This is a genomic window from Achromobacter sp. (assembly GCF_036567245.1).
GTDB lineage: Bacteria > Pseudomonadota > Gammaproteobacteria > Burkholderiales > Burkholderiaceae_B > Achromobacter.
Map to the genome: position 1 here is coordinate 1 of NZ_DATCUY010000575.1, position 18,773 is coordinate 18,773.

Consider the following 18,773-nt stretch of genomic DNA (forward strand, 5'->3'; position numbering starts at 1 on the left):
CGAAACCTGCACTACAGCCGGCAGAGGCCGTGGCGCCAGGCGCACGCAAGTTCGCCACCCCCGCCGCCCGCCGCGTTGCAGCCGAGCGCGGTATTGCGCTGGACCTGGTGCAAGGCTCGGGCCCGAACGGCCGTGTGACGGTGGCGGACATCGGACAGGCAGGCATGGACGGGCAGGACCGCATACAGGCCCGGGGTACGCCGGGGGACAAGCGTGAGGCCTGGGCTGCGACGCGCCACGGCGACGTTCGGTTTACCTTGTGGGAAGGAAGCCGTGCCGACAGCCAGACCGCCGTGCTCATCCACGGCATGTTCGGCGACCGCGACGCCTGGGCCAGCTTGGCGCACGCGCTCAGCCGTGCCGGCCTGCGGGTGCTGGCCATGGATCTGCCTTGCCACGGCGCCACGCGCTCGCAGGCGACGCACTTCGAGCATGTCGTGGATACGGTGGCCGATACGGTCACTGCCCAATGCAACGGTCCCGTGACGCTGATCGGCCATTCGTTTGGCGCCGCCGTGGCAGCCCGGGCCGCGTCCCGGCCCGGCATGACCGTGGACGGCCTGATCCTGATCGCGCCAGTCGGACTGGGCACGGAGATCGATCAGAGCTTTCTCACGGGCATGACGCATGCCGGCACCAACGAGGCCGCGCAGCGCGAACTGCAGAAGCTCACCGTCTCCGGCATGACGCCTTCGGGCAACTTCATCGACGCCTTGCGGCAAAGCACCCAGGCGCGGCGCGAACCGCTGATCGAGCTGTGCAGGGCAGTGGGCTGGAATGGGGTGCAACAACTGAGCATAGTCGCGGACCTGGCCAATCTTGCCTGCCGCTGCACGCTGATCCACGGCCGGCGCGACGCCGTCATCCCATGGCGTCACGCCCTGAACGCGCCGCCGAGGACGGCGCTGCATCTGCTGCCGGACGCGGGCCACATGCCGCAATGGGAAGCCAGCAAGCTGGTGGCGGACATTGTGATGGATACCTTGGCGGCGGCACGCTGAGCCGCCACGCCGGTCTTCCCGACCTAGCGCGCGAACTTCAGCGACACATCGACATGCGTGCCGCGGTCGAGATCGGCTCCGGGCGGGAATGTGGATTCCGGCAGGCCCAGCAGTTCCTGTCCGGTGTCCCCGGCTTCTATCCGCCGCGCGATGTCGTCCAGCAGAAGCGTGCGCGTGGCAAAGCCGTGGCCTTGCAGGTTCCGCGCGTATAGCCGGTAAGTCAGGTTGGGCTCGGACCCTTTCATCACGCCCAGGTCGAGCACCACGCCCTGTTCGTCGCGCAGCAGCAAGCGTCCCGGCCGGGCGTAAATGCGGTAGATGCGCCAAGGCGATGAGATGGCCGCGCGCGAGGGCTGGAAATCCGTATGCGCGTTGCTTTTGCGTCGGCCATTAGCCGGCGTCGAACTGTGGGGAAAAAACTTGCCGCATGCATGGGCCAGGCGCGCGAAGGTTTTTTTTACGGCGCTCACGCGCTGCATGCCGGTTGTATTTCCATAGCCGTACTCCATTATGGCGATACGGCGAGGCGACGCGCGTTCAAAGCACCATTCGCGCAGCATACGCGCTTAATCTGGAAGACACGGAAAAAAGGCAAAAGGCGTTACGTAATCGGGATGCTCGTTACGTGTGGGCGGAAAATAGGCGGAAAACAGGCGTTAATGCTACCGAAAATACCGGGATTATCGGCAGATGTGTTAACGCGGTGGTAATTGGAAACGCGCATTGACTTTCGTCGACCCTGCACCCATAGTGGGATTGAAGCTTTTCGAGCATCGAGATTTCCGTCCGGTCTTGCTCCCTTTGCGGGGCGCTTCATTGTTCGCGGTCCTTTCCTTGACAGGCTCATCCACCGTCGCGGGCGCTGTCCCGCATTTAAAAGGAAGGACTCATGGAAACCGGCATAGTCAAATGGTTTAACGACGCCAAGGGCTTCGGCTTTATCATGCCCGAAAATGGCGGCAAGGATCTGTTCGCGCATTTCTCCGAAATCGTCAGCGACGGCCACAAGGTGCTGGTCGAAAATCAGCGCGTCAGTTATGTGACTGCACAGGGCGCCAAAGGGCCGCACGCCACGCAGATCCGCGCTTTATGAATAAAGGGCCGCAAGGCCCTTTTATCAAGTAGGGGGTTTCATGTTTCACAACAATATGGTCTACAAGGGCTATCGGCTGACAGCCAGCGTGTCGCGGATTTCAGTCGGAGGCTCTGGACGGCCTGCGTTTACCGCCACGGTGGCAGTGGAGCTCGCCGGAAATCAGGACAAAACGGGCGAATCCCACGCCGTGCCTTTGTTTGCTTCGGGCGGATTCGTTTCCAGTCCGGGCATGGCGGTGGACGCCGCGATCAATCATGGCCGCGTTGTCGTCGACGCGCACGCCAGGCCAGCGTGAACCGCGGGCCGTGGCCTCAGGCCTTCAGGCCGATGCGCCGCGCCAGCTTGTGCAGATTGCTGGCATCCATGCCCAGCACGCGCGCGGCGTGGGCCCAATTACCTTGATGCGCCTCCAGCGCCCGACGGATGGCCTGCCGTTGGCAGGCATCTACCGCTTCCCGTAGCGTCTGGTCCGGACCGGCAGGCGCGTCGGCATCGTTCTGCGGCGCCGCCACGGGCATGTCGCCATCGGACAAGTCCAGCAGTTTGGCGCCCAGCGTCACGATCTCGTTGCGCGTGGCGCCATGGCTGACGGCCTTGATGGCGGCGCGGCTGATGACGTGCTCCAGTTCGCGCACATTGCCGGGCCAGCGATAGCGGCGCAGCATGTCCTCGGCTTCGGGCGACAGCCTCAGGCTGCGCAGGCCCAGGCGCGCGCGGTTCAGTTCCAGGTAGCGGCCGGCCAGCAACAGCACGTCATTGCCGCGGTCGCGCAGCGGCGGGATGGGGATGGGATAGACGGACAGCCGGTGATAGAGGTCGGCGCGGAAATCGCCTGCGCGCACCAGGTCGCGCAAGCTGCGATTGGTGGCGGCCAGGATGCGCACGTCCACGCGGCGCGGGCGGTCGTCGCCCAAGCGCTGGATTTCGCCGTTCTGCAGGGTACGCAGCAGCTTGGCCTGCACCAGCAGCGGCAGTTCGCCCACTTCGTCCAGGAACAGCGTGCCGCCATTGGCGGCCTCGAAGCGGCCCGGCCGGTCCGCAACCGCGCCTGAGAATGCACCCTTGGCGTGGCCGAACAATTCGCTTTCGGCCAGCGATTCGGGCAGGGCGGCGCAGTTCACATGCACCAGCGGCTTGTCGCGGCGGCGTGACAGGCGGTGCACGCGATGCGCGAACAGTTCCTTGCCCACGCCGGTTTCCCCCAGCAGCAGGATCGGCAGCTCCGAGTCCGCCACCACCTGGATTTCGTGCAGCAGGCGGCCGATGGCTTCGCTTTGCCCCAGGATTTCGTTGTTGTCGGCGACGGCGCTGTCGGCCGGTTCGGCGCCGCGCGCCACGCGCAGCGCCCGGATTTCCGCCTCCAGCCGCGTGGTGCGCAAGGCGGCTTCCAGCAGCACGATGTAGTCGCGCAGGTCGGACTGGGCCTCGGCGTCGAAGGTGCCGACTTCCAGCGCGTCCAGCGTCAACACGCCCCAGGGCCGGCCCTCGATATGCAGGCTGGTGCCCATGCAATCGTGCACCGGCAGCGGTTCGCCCGCCATGCCGTTGATCAGGCCGTCATAGGGATCGGGCAGGGTGCTGTCGTGATGAAAACAGGTGACGCCGCGCCGCGCCAGGATGGCCGCCAGCCGCGGATGCTGCTGCACGGCGAAGCGGCGGCCCAGGGCGTCCTGCGTCAGCCCGTCCACCGCGATGGGGCGCAGGTGGTCTTCTTCCAGCTGCAGCAGCGCCACGGCGCCACAGCGGAAATGCGTGCGCAAGCTGGACACCAGCCGCTGCAGGCGGACTGCGGGAGGGAGATCGGCGACCAGATCGGCAAGCAGCAGGTTTTGCATGGGTGAATTTTACCGTCCTGGGGTGGTTTGAACCGCGGTTTCCCGGGGTCATATTCACCCTTTAATTTGCAATTCATTGATAAATAGCAAGTTTTTCCTGGCACGGTTTTCGCATTAACTCCAGTACCCGTCACGAACTATGGAGAGACGCGATGAGCATGGTTGAGCAATCCCTGGGGCAATTGGCCCGCAGCATCCCTGGCGCCACGCAGGTGTTTCATGAATACCAGCTGGATTTCTGCTGTGGCGGCAAGAAGAGCCTGGCCGAGGCGGCGGCCCAGCGTTCACTGGACGCGGCGCAGATCGAGGCGCGCCTGATCGAACTGGCGCGCACCCCGTCGCAGGAAACGGATTGGGGCCTGGCTACGCCGGCCGAACTGGTCGACCACATCCTGGCGCGCTATCACGAGGTGCACCGCCAGCAGCTGCCCGAGTTGATCCGGCTGGCGCTGAAGGTGGAGCAGGTGCACGCCGACAGCCCCGACTGCCCGACCGGCCTGGCCGATCACCTGCGCGTGATGCAGCAGGAGCTGGAAAGCCATATGCAGAAAGAGGAACAGGTGCTGTTCCCGATGCTGGCCCGCGGCCATGGCGCCATGGCGACCATGCCCATCATGGTCATGCGCACGGAGCACGACGACCATGGCGTGGCGCTGGAACGGCTGCTGGCGCTGACCAACGACATCACGCTGCCGCGCGCCGCATGCAACACCTGGCGGGCGCTGTACCTGGGCCTGCGCACCTTCAAGGAGGATTTGATGGCGCACATCCACCTGGAAAACAACATTCTGTTCGAGAACGCTGCCAATCCCGCGGCGCACGCGCGCAGTTGAACAGGGCTGCGGGCCGGTTCCGCAGCAAACCGCGGGCGGGGCGCAGGCCCCGCCGCTTCCGCACGGAAACCCGGGCATGAACATCGATAAATTCAAGCAACAGCACGTGGACATCCTGCAGGGCATTGCGTCCCTGCGCCGGCTGGCGCACGCCGGCGTGGCCCGCAATGCGGCCGAGATCGCGCGCGGCATCGTGTCCATGAGCGCCACGATCAAGCTGCACCTGGCGGTCGAGGACCGGGCGCTGTATCCGGCGCTGGCGCGCAGCGATGATGCTGATCTGGCACAGGCGGGCCGTGCATTCCAGGAGGAAATGGACGCGATCGCGCGCAGCTACGAGGCATTCGCGCGGCGCTGGAACAATGCCGGCAGCCTGGAGCTGGACGAGGCAGGCTTCCGGGCTGACGCCAATACGGTGCTGCGGCGCGTCCATGAACGCATGCAGCGCGAGAACCGCGATCTCTATCCGCGCATCGAGGCGCTGTAGCGGCCATCGGGGGGCCGGACAGAAAAGAAGTGAAAACGGCCAGGCGGACAGCGCTTGGCGGGCGGTGGCCGCCTGTACACTCGAAAATCCTTTTGAGGCACAGGGGATTCTTGATGGCCGGAAGCAGCTTCTTCGCACTGTTCGACGATATCGCGACCATATTGGACGACGTCTCCGTCATGACCAAGGTCGCGGCCAAGAAAACGGCCGGGGTGCTGGGCGACGATCTGGCCTTGAACGCGCAGCAGGTCAGTGGCGTCCCGGTCAACCGGGAACTGCCCGTCGTCTGGGCGGTGGCCAGGGGCTCCTTCATCAACAAGCTGATCCTGGTGCCGGCGGCGCTGCTGATCAGCGTGTTCGCGCCCTGGGCGGTGACGCCCTTGCTGATGCTGGGGGGCGCATTCCTTTGCTATGAAGGCGTCGAGAAGCTGGCGCACAAGTTCCTGCCGCACGGCGATTCGGACGAAGGTAATCACGCGGCGCGCGCCGAAGCCCTGCAGGACGCGTCGGTGGACATGGTGGCTTTCGAGCGCGACAAAATCAAAGGCGCGGTACGCACGGACTTCATCCTGTCGGCGGAAATCATCGTCATCAGCATGGAGGCGGTAGCTGACGCGGATTTCACCCGCCAGGTGCTGGTGCTGTCGATCATCGCCATCGCGATGACGGTCGGGGTCTATGGCCTGGTGGCCGGTATCGTCAAGCTGGACGACCTGGGCCTGTACCTCAGCCAGAAGTCGTCCCAGGCCATGGCCTGGCTGGGCCGGCGCATCGTGGGCGCGGCGCCCTATCTGATGAAGACGCTGTCGGTGGTGGGCACCGCCGCCATGTTCATGGTGGGCGGCGCCATCCTGACCCACGGCATCCCGCCGGTCCAGGCCGTCGTTGACCAGGCTGCCGCCGCGGTGGGCGGGGGCGGGGTGGTGCAGGCGCTGACAGCCACGCTGCTCAATGCCTTGTTCGGCATCGTGGCCGGAGCCGTGGTGCTGGGAGTGGTCAGCCTTGCCAAACGGCTGTTCAAGAAGGGCTGAAGCGAGGAAAGGCTGAAACGCGCAGGCGCGGCCCCGCTGAGCGGGCTGCGCCCAAGCCATCCAGGGAGCGCCGCGGCGCTCCTTTTTTACGTTCCTAGGGAATCCCCTGCCTTGTTGCGCCGGAATACGTGCGCCTAAAATTGGCGCCAATTTATGTGATCATTATTTCGACCACCGGCATAAACCATGCGTCCGCCGCGCGCGGCCATGGAAACGAGGAAATCATGCAGTCCAACGCAGCACTCGCCATCCAGCCCGACGCCGCCCGCGCCCGGGCCATGTACGACCTGGGCCACAGCACCGTCTTCGCCGCGCGCTCCGACCCGCGCTTTTCCTATTGCACCTATGTGCCGCCGCACATCGACAGCGCCAGGCATCCGATGCAGCTGGTGGTGATCATGCACGGCACCGGCCGTGCCTTCGTGGAATACCGCGACGCGTTCGCGGAGTTCGCCCGCTGGAACGACTGCATCGTGCTGTGCCCGCTGTTCCCCGTGAGCCCGCTGGGCGACGGTAACCGCGACGGCTTCAAGCAATTGCGCGAAGGCGACATCCGCTATGACGAGATCCTGCTCGACATGGTGGCGGAAGTGGGCGAGAAGTTCGGCTGCGACTTCAAGAAGTTCGGCCTGTTCGGCTACTCCGGCGGCGGCCAGTTCGTGAATCGTTTCGCCTATCTGCACCCGGAAAGCCTGTGGGCCGTGTCGATCGGCGCGCCGGGCTCGGTGACGCTGCTGGATCCCAGCCAGGATTGGTGGGTGGGCGTGCGCGACGCGGAGGCCCGTTTCGGCAAACGCATCGACATCGAAGCGCTCAAGCAGGTGGCGGTGCACATGATTGTGGGCAAGGCCGACCTGGAAACCTGGGAAATCACCCATCGCGAAGGCGGCAAGTTCTTCATGCCCGGCGCTAACGCCGCAGGCAACACGCGCCCCGAGCGTCTTGAGTCGCTGCGACGCTCGTTCGAAGCGCAGGGCGTGAACGCGGTGCTGGACGTGGTGGAAAACGTGCCGCACGACGGCTTGAAATGCGTGGGCCAGGTGCAGGACTTCCTGGCCGCCGCCTTGCGCAAGCTGCGACATGAAGGCAACTGAGGCCGGCGGACGCGGAGCTTGCGGGCGTCCGCGAGTCCGCACGGCGGAATAGGAGAGGGCCATGCTGCGTTTCGCGCTATCCCGTATCGTCATGGCCATACCGACACTGCTGATCGTGGCGGTGGCGGTGTTCGTGATGATCCGGCTCATACCGGGCGATCCCGCCCAACTGCTGCTGGGCGATCTGGCGACGCCGGCCGCGCTGGCCGACCTGCGGGCGCGGCTGGGGCTGGACCAGACCTGGCTGACCCAGTTCGGCATCTGGTTCGGCAACATGCTGCACGGGGACCTGGGCTCGTCCATCAACACCGGCCAGCCGGTGCTGCCGCTGGTGTGGGACCGTTTCCTGATCAGCGGCCGCGTGGTGCTGGTGGCGGTGCTGTTCGCCGCGCTGGTGGCGGTGCCGGCCGGCATGATCGCCGCCTGGAAGCAGAACAAGGCGCCCGACCTGTTCCTGGTCGGTACGGCCACGCTGCTGGTGTCGATTCCGACCTTCTGGCTGGGCCTGCTGCTGCTGATCTTCTTTGGCCTCAAGCTGCAATGGCTGCCGGTGGTGGGCTACGTCTCCATCGGCGAGGACTGGAAGGCCGGCTTGCTGTACCTGGCCATGCCCATCCTGACTCTGTTCCTGCATGAGATCGGCGTGCTGATGCGCATGGCGCGGGCCAGCACGCTGGAAGTGCTGCGACTGGACTACATCACCCACGCGCGCGCCAAGGGCCTGTCCGAATCTGCGGTGCTGATGCGCCATGCCTTTCGCAACGCCTTCGGCCCGACCTGGACGCTGATCGGGCTGGTGCTGGGCAACCTGTTGGGCGGCATAGCGGTGGTGGAGACCGTGTTCACCATTCCCGGACTGGGACGCCTGCTGGTGGACTCCATCTTCGCCCGCGATTACCCCGTGATCCAGGGCTGTCTGCTGTTCGTGGGCGTGGTCTACGTGATCGTGAATCTGTTCATCGACCTTTGCTATCCCCTTTTCGATCCGAGAGTGACCGCCGAATGAAAAAGCGAATCGCAGCCAACGCGCTACTGGGCGGCGCTATCGTGGCGCTGATGATAGTGGCGGCCGTCATGGGCGCCTTCTGGACGCCGCATGACCCGCTCAAGATCAACTTCGTGGCGCGGCTCAAGCCGCCCGGGGGCGAGTTCCTGCTGGGCACGGACGAGTTCGGGCGCGACGAGCTGTCGCGCCTGCTGGCCGGCGCCTCCAGCAGCGTCTGGATCAGCCTGCTGACCGTGACCTTCGCCATCGTCGCGGGCACCCTCATCGGCACGCTCACGGGCTTCGTGCGGGGCTGGACCGACCGCATCATCATGGCCTTCAACAATGCGCTGCTGGCGTTCCCCGGGCTGCTGCTGGCCTTGGGCCTGCTGGCGGTCGTGGGCGCGAACAAGTACGGCATCATTCTGGCGCTGGGCCTGGCCTATACGCCTTCGGTGACGCGCATCGTGCGTGGCACGGTGCTGTCGCTGCGCGAGAAGGAGTTCATCGAATCCTCGCGCGTGCTGGGCAATTCCGAGCTCTACACCATGTTCCGCCACGTGCTGCCGAATTGCGTGGCGCCGTTGACGGTGCTGGCGACCTCCATGTTCGGCTGGGTCATCCTGGCGGAGAGCGCGCTGTCCTTCCTGGGCCTGGGCGTGCCGCCTCCCGCGCCCACCTGGGGCAATATGCTGGCCGCCGCCCGGCCGTTCATGGCGCAGGCTTCCTATCTTTCCATACTTCCCGGCCTGGCCATCGCGCTCGCGCTGCTGGGGATCAATCTGCTGGGCGACGCGGTGCGAGACCGTTTCGATCCCCGCATGAGGGGCGTGCAATGAGCGCATTGGTATCGGTATCGAATCTGTCGCTGAGCGTCGGCCACGGCGGCCGCGAAATCGTCAGCGGGGTGTCCTTCGAGGTGGCGCCCGGCGAGATGGTCGGCATCGTCGGTGAATCCGGCAGCGGCAAGACGCAGGCCGCGCGCGCCATCATGGGCCTGACGCCGTCGCCGCTGGTGGTGGCGGGCGGCTCCATCAAGTTCGAAGGCGTCGAAGTGATCCAGGCCTCGCCGGCCGCGCTGCGCAAGCTGCGCGGCGCGCGCATCGGCATGGTGTTCCAGGAGCCGATGACGTCGCTGAATCCGTCCATGCCCATCGGCCGGCAACTGGACGAGGGCTTGAAGCTCCACCGCAAGGACCTGTCCACGGCGGCGCGCCGCGAACGCATCCTGGAAATGCTGCGCCGGGTCGGCATCCGCGATCCCAAGGGCGCAATGGAGGCTTGGCCCCACGAGTTCTCCGGCGGCATGCGCCAGCGCATGATGCTGGCCTCGGTGATGCTGCTGGAGCCGGCGCTGCTGATCGCCGACGAGCCCACCACCGCGCTGGACGCGGTGGTGCAGCGCGACGTGCTGGAATTGATGGTGGACCTGACGCGCGAACACCATACCGCGGTGCTGATGATCAGCCACGACTTGCCGATGGTGGCGCGCTACACGGAACGCATGGTGGTGATGCAGCACGGCAAGGTGCTGGAAACCGGCGCCACGGCCGCCATCCTGGAACGACCGCAGCATCCCTACACCCGCAAGCTGCTGGACGCCATGCCGCGCCGCCTGCCGGCGCGACAGCTGGGCAAGGAGGCGCCCATCGTCGAGGTCAAGAACCTGGTGGTCGACTACGCCGGGCACCAGCGGCTGTTTTCGCGCACCGGCGCCAAGCGCGCGCTCAACGGCATAGACCTGCACGTCAAGCCGCGCGAAGTGGTGGCGGTGGTGGGCGGCTCGGGTTCGGGCAAGACCACGCTGGGCCGGGCCATTGCCGGCCTGCTTGCGCCCACCTCGGGCCAGATTCTGTTCCGCGGCCAGCCCGTGAACCGCCGGTCGGCCTCCTGGCGCGACTACCGGCTGAATTGCCAGATGGTGTTCCAGGACCCGTATTCCTCGCTGGATCCGCGCATGACCATCGGCCAACTGGTGGGCGAAGGCCTGCGCATGCTGGGCGACATGCCCGCGGCAGACAAGCGCCGCCGGGTGGACGAGGTGCTGGCCGAAGTGGGGCTGGGCTCCGAATACGCCAAGCGCTTTCCCCACGAGATGTCGGGCGGGCAGCGCCAGCGCGTGGCGATCGCCCGCGCCATCGTGCGTCGTCCGGCCTTCGTCATTGCCGACGAGCCGGTGTCCGCGCTGGATGTGACCGTGCGCGCGCAGGTGCTGGACCTGTTTGCCGACCTGCAGGAGCGCCACGGCTTTTCCTGCCTGTTCATCAGCCATGACCTGGGCGTGGTGGAGCAGGTGGCCGACCGCGTGGTGGTGATGCGCGACGGCGGCATCGTCGAGCAGGGTTCGCGCGACGCCGTGTTCGACCAGCCGCAGGAGGAATACACCCGCAGCCTGCTGTCGGCGATTCCGGCGCTGGAATCCACCGAAACCGGCGGCGTGCGGTTGCGTTGGCGGCTGGACCGGCAGGAGCCATTGCGGGCCAGCGCCTGAGGGGTGGGTTTCCCAGGGGGCGCTGGCGCCGTCCCCCGGGATACTTACGCATAAAATACGCGCTTCGGATTTGATAGACGGGAGTGGTCCATGCCGAAAGCGGCAACGGCGCAACCCGGCCTGGTTGATCGCATCGCCCACGATATTCAGGCGGGTGTGTACGGTCCCGGCGCCTGGCTGAAACAGATCGACCTGCAGGAACGCTATGACGCCAAGCGTCTGGACGTGCGGCGGGCGCTAGACCAATTGGCCGCCAAGCGGCTGATCGCGCACATCCCGAACCGGGGCTACCACGTCTACGCCATGGACCCGGACCAGCACCTGCAGATCCGCGATATCCGGGTTCTGCTGGAAACGGGCGCGGCGGCGGACCTGATGCCCAATGTCACGGCGGCCAAGGTGCGGGCCTTGCGCACCTTGGCCGAACGCTTCGCCAAGCTGCTGCAGGACGGCACGCTGCTGGAGCAGTACGAGGTCAACCTGGCTTTTCATGCGGGCATGTATGACATGTGCCGCAACCGGGAATTGACCGCGCTGATCCAGGAAACCCGGGCCCGCGGCCCGGCGGCGCCGGCCAAGGAATGGGTGACGCGTTCGCGCATCGAGATTTCCGCGCGCGAGCATTTCGACATGGTGGACGCGCTGGAAGCGCGCGACGTCAAGCGCCTGCAGAAGATCATCGCCCAGCACGTCGGCCAGGACATTTCCTGACGCGTATTCGGCGACTGGCTCTTCCCGCACGCGGCGTCCCTGGTTAACCAGGGACGCCGTTTTTCATTCCGGAGGTGATTTCAGGGATACCCCCGATAGCGGCGTGGCGCATTCCGCCCATAATGAGCAGCTAATTTTGGCGCCAATATATGCGTGAATTTTGCGCCGCACGCCGGGGAGTCTTTGCATGCACCACGTTTTCCTACCCAGAGCGCTCGCGCTTAGCCTGGCGCTGGCCGCCGCTGGTTCGGCCCAGGCCGCGCTGCTTACCATCGCCCAGCCCGCCGACATCCGCTCGACCAACCCCGGCGTCAACCGCGACAACACCACCGACGGCGTGGTGCTCAACATCGTCGAGGGCCTGGTCGGCTACCGCGAAGACGGCACCGTCGGCCCCTTGCTGGCCAAGTCGGTGGACCTGTCGGAAGACGGCCTGACCTATACCTTCAAGCTGCGCGAAGGCGTCAAGTTCCACAACGGCGCCACGCTGACTTCGGCCGACGTGATCTGGAATTGGCAGCGCTACATGGATCCCAAGACGGATTGGCGCTGCCGAAGCGATTTCGACGGCCGCAACGGCCTGAAGGTGACGGAGGTGTCCGCGCCCGACGCGCAGACCGTGGTGATGAAGGTGGACCGCAAGTCGGCCGTGTTCCTGGATTCGCTGGCCCGCACCGACTGCGGCATGACGGCGATCATCTCCAAGGATTCGGTCGCGGCCGACGGTTCCTGGATCAAGCCGGTAGGTACCGGCCCCTACATGTTCAAGGACTGGAAGCGCGGCGAATACACACTGCTGTCCGCCTTCAAGGAGTACGCCTCGCCCGGCGGCGACAAGCCGAACGGCTACGTCGGCTCCAAGCGCCCGCTGGTGGAGGAGGTGAAGTTCCTGGTCGTTCCCGATCCTTCGACGTCGAAGGCCGGCTTGCTGTCGGGCGCCATCGACGCCGCGCAGATCACCAACACCGACGTGGGCGAACTGAAAAGCGCGAAGAACCTGACCGTGTTCAGCCCGCATGATGCCGTCAAGCACGTAATGCTGTTCCAGACCACGGATCCGGTGCTGAAGAACGTCAAGATCCGCCAGGCCATCGCCGCGTCGCTGGATATCCCGCAGGTCGTGGCCGCAGCTTCGGAGGGCCTGGGCCAGCTGAACAACTCCGCCGTCTACGCGGGTTCCGCCTATTACAAGGAGGCGGAAAAGCGCGGCTACAAATACGATCCGGCTCGCGCCCAGCAATTGCTGAAGGAAGCCGGCTACAAGGGCGAGCCCGTGGTCATCTACGCCAACAAGCGCGCCCATGTGCCCAGCTATCAGGTGGCGGTGATCGCGCAGGCCATGATGCAGTCGGTGGGCATCAACGCCAAGATCGAGGTGCTGGAATGGGCCACGCAGCTGGACCGCTACAACACCGGCAAGTACCAGATCAGCTCGTTCTCGTTCTCGTCGCGGCTGGACCCGTCGCTGAGCTTCGAGCAGTTCTCCGGTGACAAGGCCAAGCAGCCGCGCAAGGTCTGGGACGACCCCGCGGCGCAGAAGCTGATCGACGAGAGCTTCCTGGAATCCGACCCGGCCAAGCGCCAGGCCCTGTTCGACCAACTGCACGCCTTGATGCTGGAACAGACGCCGATGCTGATGCTGTACAACGGCGCCGACGCCTGGGCTTCCAGCAAGCGCGTGGAGGGATTCTCGGTCTGGGAAGGCAAGCCGCGGGCCTGGGAAACCAAGGTCCGGGACGGCAAGTAAGCGATTGTCCGCAAGCGGGACGCGATTGCGGCCCTGAGTGTGAACTCAGGGCCGATGTCATGCGGACTGCGCGCGGGTGTCGACTCCGCAGAGATACGCTCAGTCGAGCTTGACGCCCGCCTGCTTGATCACAGCGGCCCAATCCCGGACTTCGGTACCCAGGAACGCGCTCAGCTCGGCTTGCGTGGACGGCGCCAGGATCAGGCCTTCGTCGGCAAAACGCTTGCGCAGCTCGGCGTTGGTCAGCACTTTCTCCAGCGCGGGCTGCAGGCGCTGCACCACTTCCGCGGGCACGCCCGCCGGCGCCATCAGGCTGTACCAGGTGGTGGCTTCCAGCCCCTTTACGCCCTGCGATGCCGCGGTCGTCACTTCAGGCAGGGCAGGCGACTTTTCCTTGCCCGTCACCGCCGCGGCGCCGACCCGGCCGCCCTTGTACTGCGGCAGCATTTCCACCACCTGCGTCACGCCCATGCTCAATTCACCGGAGGCCACCGCCAGCAGCACCGGCGAGCTGCCCTTGTAGGGCACGTGCACCAGCTTGCCGCCGGTGGCCAGGTTCAGCACTTCGCCCGTCAGATGGGTGATGCTGCCCGCGCCGGAAGAGCCGAAGGTAAGCTTGCCCGGATCCTTGTTCGCCAGCGCGATCAGTTCCGGCAGGTTCTTCGCCTGCAGGCCCGGATTGACCGCGAACACCAGCGGGCTCTTGCCCACCAGCGTGATCGGCGTGAAGTCCTTCACGGGGTCGTAGTTCAGGTTCGGATACAGGCTGGGCGCGATCGCCAGCGTCGACACATTGCCCAGCAGCAGCGTGTAGCCGTCCGGCTCCGCGCGCGCCACCGCATTGGTGCCAATGGTGCCGCCCGCGCCGGCGCGGTTTTCCACGATGACCTGCTTGCCCAGCGTGTCGTTCAACTGCTGCGACAAGGCGCGCGCCAGCGTGTCGGCCGCGCCGCCGGGCGGGAAGGGCACGACGATGCGTATCGGCTTGTTCGGATAGGGCTCGGCTTGCGCGGCCGGGCTCAGGCCCAGCGCCAGCAACCCGGCCAGGGCCGTGGCCAGCAGGCCGCGGCGATTGATTTTCTGGTACTTCGACATGCTGCTCTCCTGATGAGAAAACGTGGGCGATGCAGAAAAAAAATCAGCGCGCGGCGCCTTGGGCGGCCGGATGGTGCGCATGCCAGTGGCGCGCGATGTCGGCGCGGCGGCAGACCCAGACGTCGCCGTGCGCCGCCACGTGGTCCAGGAAACGCGCCAGGCCCGCCGCGCGTCCGGGCTGGCCGACCAGCCGCAGATGCAGTCCCACGGACATCATCTTGGGAGCCGTGGCGCCTTCCTCGTACAGCATGTCGAATGCGTCGCGCAGGTACTCGAACAGGTCCTGCCCCGTGGCCATGCCGCCGCGGATGAACTTGGCGTCGTTGTTGGCCAGGCCGTAAGGCACCAGCAGGTGGGGCTTGCCGCCGACCTGGGTCCAGTAGGGCAGCTCGTCGTTGTAGGTATCGGAGTCGTAGAGGAAGCCGCCTTCCTCGGCCAGCAGGGCGCGGGTGTTCAGGCTGGGGCCGTAGCGGCAATACCATCCCAACGGGCGCGAGCCCACCGTGCGGGTGATCGATTCCACGGTGCGGCGGATGCGCTCGCGTTCCTGTTCCAGCGTCAGGTTCTGGTGCCGTTCCCAGCGCCAGCCGTGCGCGCACACGTCATAGTCCGCCGTCTTGATGGCCTCGCAGACCTCGGGATTGCGTTCCAGCGCCAGGCCGCAGCCCAGTATCGTCGCCGCCATGCCGCGCTCCTGCAGCAGACGGTGCACGCGCCAGAAGCCGATCCGGCTGCCGTACTCGAACATCGACTCGGCCGCGAGGTCGCGCCCAGCGAAGCCGCCCGCGCCGCCTTCGGTCAGCCCGGTCTCGGATTCAGTGTCGCCGTCCGGCACCGAAGGCTCGCCGCCTTCCTCGTAGTTGATGCAGAGGTTCAGAGCCAGGCGCGCGCCGCCCGGCCAGTGGGGATCGGGCGGGTTGGCGCCGTAGCCGACAAAGTCGCGGCGCAAGTGCGGATGATCGGTAGTCATAGCGGGCAAGTCATCGGTGAGGAATCAATCGGAAATCGAAACCAGGGCGTGCGGAGCCGGCGCCTGCCAGAACTCGTCGTCATCGCCACGGCCGGTCTGGCCCATCAGGACCAGGAATTCCGCCGGCCCCTGCAACACGGTCAGGCCGTGATGCCAGGCGCCGACGCGATAGCACACGCCCTGGCTGCCGGTAGCGAGAAACGCTTCCAGCCGCGCCATGTCGGGCAGATCGTCGGCGCCAGTAGGCGCCACCACGACCAGATAGGGCGAGTCCGTCAGCGGCACGAAACTCTGCGCCGCAAAGCGATGGCGTTCCATCAAGCGGATTTCGACCGGCCCCGGCGCCGCAGCCTGCACCCGGCTCACCCAGCCCGCATGCCGCACGACCTCGGGTCCATGCCGCATGGGCTCGGTCAGATAGTGGCGGCGCTCCGCGCCCTGGTGCGCAATCACCTCGCCATACGGCGCGAACGCCGCGGGTGTGAGCGGCCGCGGGCGGATCATGTGCGGGGATTCGCTCATGTCACGCGCCATGGCTCAGATATCCCAGCGAATTCACATAGCTGCGGCGCACGTTTTCCAGATGCCCCGCCATCGCCTGCCGCGCCCGCGCCGCATCGCCCGACAGCAGCGCCTCGATGATCGCCAGATGCTCCTCGCGCGCCTGTACCTGCCGTTGCGGCAAGCGTTCGACATCGCACATCCGCACCTGCCGTCGCGCCGCCGTGATCATGGAGGCCAGATTCCGGTTGCCGCAATACGCCGCCACCAAATCGTGCAGCGCGTTGTCGACCTCCCAGTCCGACTTTTCATCCGGCGTCTTCGCATCCAGCATCGCCTGTAACCGGGCGCGCAGTCCCTCCAGCGGTTCCGCCGGAATCCGGCTCGTCGCCATCGCCGCCGCCTCGCTCTCCAGCAGGCTGCGGATCTGCAGCAGCTCCAGCAGATCCGTGACGCCAAACGAGCGCACCACGATGGACCCGTTGGACAGCCGCTCCAGCATCCCTTCGCCCAGCAGCCGGTTCATGGCCGCGCGCAAAGGCGTGCGCGACACCTCCAGCTCATCCGCCAGCCGTCGTTCCTCCAACACTTCCCCCGCCGGAATCCGGCGCGAAACGATCTGGTCCAGCAGGGTTTGATAGGTGCGTTGTGTAGCGTTCATGTGGGTTGCAGCGTAAGAAAAAGGCGCCGACGACAGAGACTCCCAATTGCCGTCCCGCGCAATGGATGAGAAGGTACCCCACTGGTATCCCAAAGAGATACCAGTAGTATCCCTAGTGGTTATTGCTAGGCGGCCAGCGGTAGCCCAGTGGGCGGCGGATTTGAAAAGCGGGGTATGTGAAGAAGAGGCGCCCAAGGTAGCGGGCGGCCGCGCGTGAATGCGCGAGGGGAAACGCAAAAGGAAAGACGAGGGAAGTACCAGGAAGGGAGACGACGAACGCGGAACGACGAAGAACGGGAGAAAGACAGAATAAACACCCGCGCGCAAGCGCAAATCATCACGACGCCCCACCACCACGTAAGCTGCTTGCGGCCGCCTGCGCGGCCGCAAGCAGCGGGCCCCGCAAACCTCTCCACCACCCACTGGCCTGACGGCGCAACAAGCCAAGATGAAGGCAGCCCGGCGGCGCGGGCCCCAAGGCTGCGAGCAACCTCGATGCGCCCGAGGGAATCGGAAGGAGCCGCCGCAGGCGGTGACGACGATGACGAAGGGGCAGTCCGGAGCGAACGCTCCGGACCGCAATCGTGGGCGCGAGCCGCCTTGGGGCTCGCGCCGCCGGGCGACCTACGAAGAAAACACCGCCGACTACAAAGACAACATCACGGAGCCGCAACCCGCTCCACTTCCCATGCCCGCGGCTTCTTAACCGCCCAAGGCTGATACCCCCTGATATCCGCCCGAAAAGCCCCAATATCCAACCCGTTATACAAAGGAATACTAGGCACATCCGCCAGGAACAATCGATGCAGCTGGTCAAACGAAGCCTGCCGCTTCGCATGATCCGTGTCCGCCGACGCCGCCTCGATCAGCTTCAGCGCCTCCGGGTTGTCCCAGACCTTGCGCGGCTGCTTCGCCTTATCCCCCGTCACCATCTCGTAATTCAACGCCGCATCCAGCCGCGCAGAATAAGGGAAGGTCATCATCTGGTAGGTGCCCGCGTTATAGCGGTCCAGCTGCGTCGCCCACTCCACCACCGACAACTGTGCCTTGATCCCCACCGCCTGCAGCATCGCCTGGACGATCACCGCCGAGTTATACGACTGCGGATAACGCTTGGTCGTCAGGATCGTCAGTTCCTGTCCCTTGTAGCCCGCCTCGCCCAGCAGCTTCTGCGCCAGCGCCGGATCGTAGTTCCAGCCCTGCTTCTGCGCTGCGTCGTAGTAGGGCGACACCAGCGGCACGATCGAATTGTTCGGCTGCGCCAAGCCTTCCGTCACCGCCGCCGCCAACTGCTGGTAATCGATCGCGTGCGCCAAAGCCTGGCGCATCTTGGAATTGGCCAGCACCGGATCCTTGGTCTGCATCAGCAGCGCCGTCATGCTCATCACCGGCGCGTGCGCCACCTTGACGTTCGGCGTGCCTTGCAGCACCGGCACGTCGCTATTGGACACGTCCTCGATGATGTCGATATTGCCGCGCTGCAGGGCCGCCTTGGCGGTGGAATCGTCCGGCACGATCAGGAAGCGCACCTCGTCCACCAGCGGTCGCTTCGAGCCCGTGTAGCCGTCGCGCTTGCCGTCCAGGTTCGAGTAGTCCGCGAACTTCGTCAGGCGCACATACTCGCCGCGCTTCCACTCAGCCAATTCGAATGGACCGGTGCCGATGGGCTTGTCCCAGGAACCGTCCGCGCGCACCGAATCCCTGGACAGGATGCCGGTGCCGCCGCAGTCGGCGCGCGCCAGCGTCGCCAGGAACAGGCTGCTGGGCTTTTCGATGCGGTAGACCACGGTCTGCGCGTCCGGCGCTTCCACGCCGGTCACCTTGACCGTGCCGCGCCCGTCGAATTCGCTGGCGCAGCGCCAGCCCGAATTGGCGGCGGTGTAGTGCTGCCAGGTCCACAGCACGTCGGCCGAGGTCATGGGCTTGCCGTTATGGAACTTGACGCCCTCGCGCAGCTTGAAGGTATAGGTCTTGCCGTCCGGGCTGATGTCCACCGACTTGGCCAGCAGGGGGCGGACCTCCGCGTCCTCGCCATAGGCCACCAGGCCTTCGACGATGTGCAGCACCACCGCGTCGCTATTGCTGTCGCGGTTCACGCCGGGTTCGGTGGAGCGGATGTCGGCCGTGAGCGAAATGCGCAGCGGCAGGGCGGATTGCGCCCACGCCGCGCCGGCCATGGCGCCCAGCGCCAGCACAACCGCGGCGTTCAATAGAGGGTTTTTCATTGATACGTCT

At 65.8% G+C, this 18,773-nt stretch carries 19 protein-coding genes; 12 read left to right on the plus strand and 7 right to left on the minus strand.

The window, feature by feature from the left end; all coding sequences use genetic code 11:
- The coding region (locus tag VIR09_RS24275; protein WP_332015170.1) for an alpha/beta fold hydrolase at positions 1–1,001 on the plus strand (1,001 nt) is incomplete at its 5' end.
- A 23-nt stretch (positions 1,002–1,024) separates the two neighbouring features.
- Here the strand turns inward: VIR09_RS24275 and VIR09_RS24280 are convergent.
- Positions 1,025–1,471: a hypothetical protein gene (locus tag VIR09_RS24280; RefSeq protein ID WP_332015185.1), complete on the minus strand. Its 447-nt coding sequence runs from the start codon at positions 1,469–1,471 to the stop codon at positions 1,025–1,027.
- A 419-nt stretch (positions 1,472–1,890) separates the two neighbouring features.
- Between VIR09_RS24280 and VIR09_RS24285 the strand changes: the two genes are divergently transcribed.
- Together VIR09_RS24285 and VIR09_RS24290 are read left to right on the plus strand one after the other, a co-directional pair.
- Positions 1,891–2,094, plus strand: a complete 204-nt coding sequence (locus tag VIR09_RS24285) for a cold-shock protein (protein WP_006217928.1) — start codon at positions 1,891–1,893, stop codon at positions 2,092–2,094.
- A gap of 40 nt (positions 2,095–2,134) precedes the next feature.
- On the plus strand, positions 2,135–2,392 hold the full coding sequence (locus VIR09_RS24290) for a hypothetical protein (protein ID WP_332015171.1): 258 nt from the start codon (positions 2,135–2,137) through the stop codon (positions 2,390–2,392).
- Between the two features lie 16 nt (positions 2,393–2,408).
- Here the strand turns inward: VIR09_RS24290 and norR are convergent, their stop codons facing one another.
- Positions 2,409–3,932 (minus strand): nitric oxide reductase transcriptional regulator NorR, encoded by a 1,524-nt coding sequence (gene norR / locus VIR09_RS24295; RefSeq protein ID WP_332015172.1) that lies wholly within the window; start codon positions 3,930–3,932, stop codon positions 2,409–2,411.
- Positions 3,933–4,084: 152 nt separating this feature from the next.
- On the opposite strand from norR, the gene ytfE reads away from it, so the two are divergent.
- The 9 genes from ytfE (at position 4,085) to VIR09_RS24340 (ending at position 13,311) form a co-directional block, all read left to right on the plus strand.
- Positions 4,085–4,765: an iron-sulfur cluster repair protein YtfE gene (gene ytfE / locus VIR09_RS24300; protein ID WP_332015173.1), complete on the plus strand. Its 681-nt coding sequence runs from the start codon at positions 4,085–4,087 to the stop codon at positions 4,763–4,765.
- 76 nt (positions 4,766–4,841) lie between these two features.
- Complete coding sequence (locus VIR09_RS24305; protein ID WP_332015174.1) at positions 4,842–5,252, plus strand: hemerythrin domain-containing protein; 411 nt, start codon at positions 4,842–4,844, stop codon at positions 5,250–5,252.
- A 113-nt stretch (positions 5,253–5,365) separates the two neighbouring features.
- Positions 5,366–6,283 carry a DUF808 domain-containing protein gene (locus VIR09_RS24310; RefSeq protein ID WP_332015175.1) on the plus strand — a complete coding sequence of 306 codons (918 nt, stop codon included), beginning with the start codon at positions 5,366–5,368 and terminating at the stop codon, positions 6,281–6,283.
- Between the two features lie 224 nt (positions 6,284–6,507).
- A complete protein-coding gene (locus tag VIR09_RS24315; protein ID WP_332015176.1) occupies positions 6,508–7,377 on the plus strand; it encodes an alpha/beta hydrolase in 870 nt (289 codons plus the stop codon).
- A gap of 61 nt (positions 7,378–7,438) precedes the next feature.
- Positions 7,439–8,383, plus strand: coding sequence for an ABC transporter permease (locus tag VIR09_RS24320; protein ID WP_332015177.1), 945 nt, complete (start codon positions 7,439–7,441; stop codon positions 8,381–8,383).
- Positions 8,380–9,201, plus strand: a complete 822-nt coding sequence (locus VIR09_RS24325; protein WP_013392104.1) for an ABC transporter permease — start codon at positions 8,380–8,382, stop codon at positions 9,199–9,201. The genes VIR09_RS24320 and VIR09_RS24325 overlap by 4 nt, the downstream gene beginning before the upstream one ends.
- Positions 9,198–10,853 (plus strand): ABC transporter ATP-binding protein, encoded by a 1,656-nt coding sequence (locus VIR09_RS24330; RefSeq protein WP_332015178.1) that lies wholly within the window; start codon positions 9,198–9,200, stop codon positions 10,851–10,853. Before VIR09_RS24325 ends, VIR09_RS24330 begins: the two co-directional genes overlap by 4 nt.
- Positions 10,854–10,943: 90 nt before the next feature.
- Entirely contained in the window at positions 10,944–11,564 is a 621-nt protein-coding gene (locus VIR09_RS24335) for a GntR family transcriptional regulator (protein ID WP_332015179.1), read from the plus strand.
- 187 nt (positions 11,565–11,751) lie between these two features.
- Positions 11,752–13,311 (plus strand): ABC transporter substrate-binding protein, encoded by a 1,560-nt coding sequence (locus tag VIR09_RS24340; RefSeq protein WP_332015180.1) that lies wholly within the window; start codon positions 11,752–11,754, stop codon positions 13,309–13,311.
- Between the two features lie 99 nt (positions 13,312–13,410).
- Here VIR09_RS24340 and VIR09_RS24345 read toward each other — a convergent pair whose 3' ends face one another.
- The 5 genes from VIR09_RS24345 to VIR09_RS24365 all read right to left on the minus strand — a co-directional run bounded on the left by VIR09_RS24345 (position 13,411) and on the right by VIR09_RS24365 (position 18,763).
- A complete protein-coding gene (locus VIR09_RS24345; RefSeq protein ID WP_332015181.1) occupies positions 13,411–14,406 on the minus strand; it encodes a tripartite tricarboxylate transporter substrate binding protein in 996 nt (331 codons plus the stop codon).
- A 43-nt stretch (positions 14,407–14,449) separates the two neighbouring features.
- Positions 14,450–15,376: an allantoinase PuuE gene (locus VIR09_RS24350; protein ID WP_332015182.1), complete on the minus strand. Its 927-nt coding sequence runs from the start codon at positions 15,374–15,376 to the stop codon at positions 14,450–14,452.
- Positions 15,377–15,400: 24 nt separating this feature from the next.
- Positions 15,401–15,898 (minus strand): ureidoglycolate lyase, encoded by a 498-nt coding sequence (locus VIR09_RS24355; protein ID WP_332015183.1) that lies wholly within the window; start codon positions 15,896–15,898, stop codon positions 15,401–15,403.
- A gap of 1 nt (position 15,899) precedes the next feature.
- Positions 15,900–16,538: a GntR family transcriptional regulator gene (locus VIR09_RS24360; protein ID WP_332015184.1), complete on the minus strand. Its 639-nt coding sequence runs from the start codon at positions 16,536–16,538 to the stop codon at positions 15,900–15,902.
- 659 nt (positions 16,539–17,197) lie between these two features.
- Entirely contained in the window at positions 17,198–18,763 is a 1,566-nt protein-coding gene (locus VIR09_RS24365) for an ABC transporter substrate-binding protein (RefSeq protein WP_332015186.1), read from the minus strand.
- Positions 18,764–18,773 lie beyond the last annotated feature (10 nt).

What these genes read in the sequence shown, in the direction of transcription:
- VIR09_RS24315 (WP_332015176.1), top strand. Translation starts at nt 6,508, where the DNA reads ATGCAGTCCAACGCAGCACTCGCCATCCAGCCCGACGCCGCCCGCGCC.
- VIR09_RS24325 (WP_013392104.1), top strand. Translation starts at nt 8,380, where the DNA reads ATGAAAAAGCGAATCGCAGCCAACGCGCTACTGGGCGGCGCTATCGTG.
- VIR09_RS24285 (WP_006217928.1), top strand. Translation starts at nt 1,891, where the DNA reads ATGGAAACCGGCATAGTCAAATGGTTTAACGACGCCAAGGGCTTCGGC.
- VIR09_RS24345 (WP_332015181.1), bottom strand. Translation starts at nt 14,406, where the DNA reads ATGTCGAAGTACCAGAAAATCAATCGCCGCGGCCTGCTGGCCACGGCC.
- VIR09_RS24320 (WP_332015177.1), top strand. Translation starts at nt 7,439, where the DNA reads ATGCTGCGTTTCGCGCTATCCCGTATCGTCATGGCCATACCGACACTG.
- VIR09_RS24310 (WP_332015175.1), top strand. Translation starts at nt 5,366, where the DNA reads ATGGCCGGAAGCAGCTTCTTCGCACTGTTCGACGATATCGCGACCATA.
- VIR09_RS24330 (WP_332015178.1), top strand. Translation starts at nt 9,198, where the DNA reads ATGAGCGCATTGGTATCGGTATCGAATCTGTCGCTGAGCGTCGGCCAC.
- VIR09_RS24340 (WP_332015180.1), top strand. Translation starts at nt 11,752, where the DNA reads ATGCACCACGTTTTCCTACCCAGAGCGCTCGCGCTTAGCCTGGCGCTG.
- norR (WP_332015172.1), bottom strand. Translation starts at nt 3,932, where the DNA reads ATGCAAAACCTGCTGCTTGCCGATCTGGTCGCCGATCTCCCTCCCGCA.
- VIR09_RS24350 (WP_332015182.1), bottom strand. Translation starts at nt 15,376, where the DNA reads ATGACTACCGATCATCCGCACTTGCGCCGCGACTTTGTCGGCTACGGC.
- VIR09_RS24355 (WP_332015183.1), bottom strand. Translation starts at nt 15,898, where the DNA reads ATGAGCGAATCCCCGCACATGATCCGCCCGCGGCCGCTCACACCCGCG.
- VIR09_RS24290 (WP_332015171.1), top strand. Translation starts at nt 2,135, where the DNA reads ATGTTTCACAACAATATGGTCTACAAGGGCTATCGGCTGACAGCCAGC.
- VIR09_RS24335 (WP_332015179.1), top strand. Translation starts at nt 10,944, where the DNA reads ATGCCGAAAGCGGCAACGGCGCAACCCGGCCTGGTTGATCGCATCGCC.
- VIR09_RS24305 (WP_332015174.1), top strand. Translation starts at nt 4,842, where the DNA reads ATGAACATCGATAAATTCAAGCAACAGCACGTGGACATCCTGCAGGGC.
- VIR09_RS24360 (WP_332015184.1), bottom strand. Translation starts at nt 16,538, where the DNA reads ATGAACGCTACACAACGCACCTATCAAACCCTGCTGGACCAGATCGTT.
- VIR09_RS24365 (WP_332015186.1), bottom strand. Translation starts at nt 18,763, where the DNA reads ATGAAAAACCCTCTATTGAACGCCGCGGTTGTGCTGGCGCTGGGCGCC.
- ytfE (WP_332015173.1), top strand. Translation starts at nt 4,085, where the DNA reads ATGAGCATGGTTGAGCAATCCCTGGGGCAATTGGCCCGCAGCATCCCT.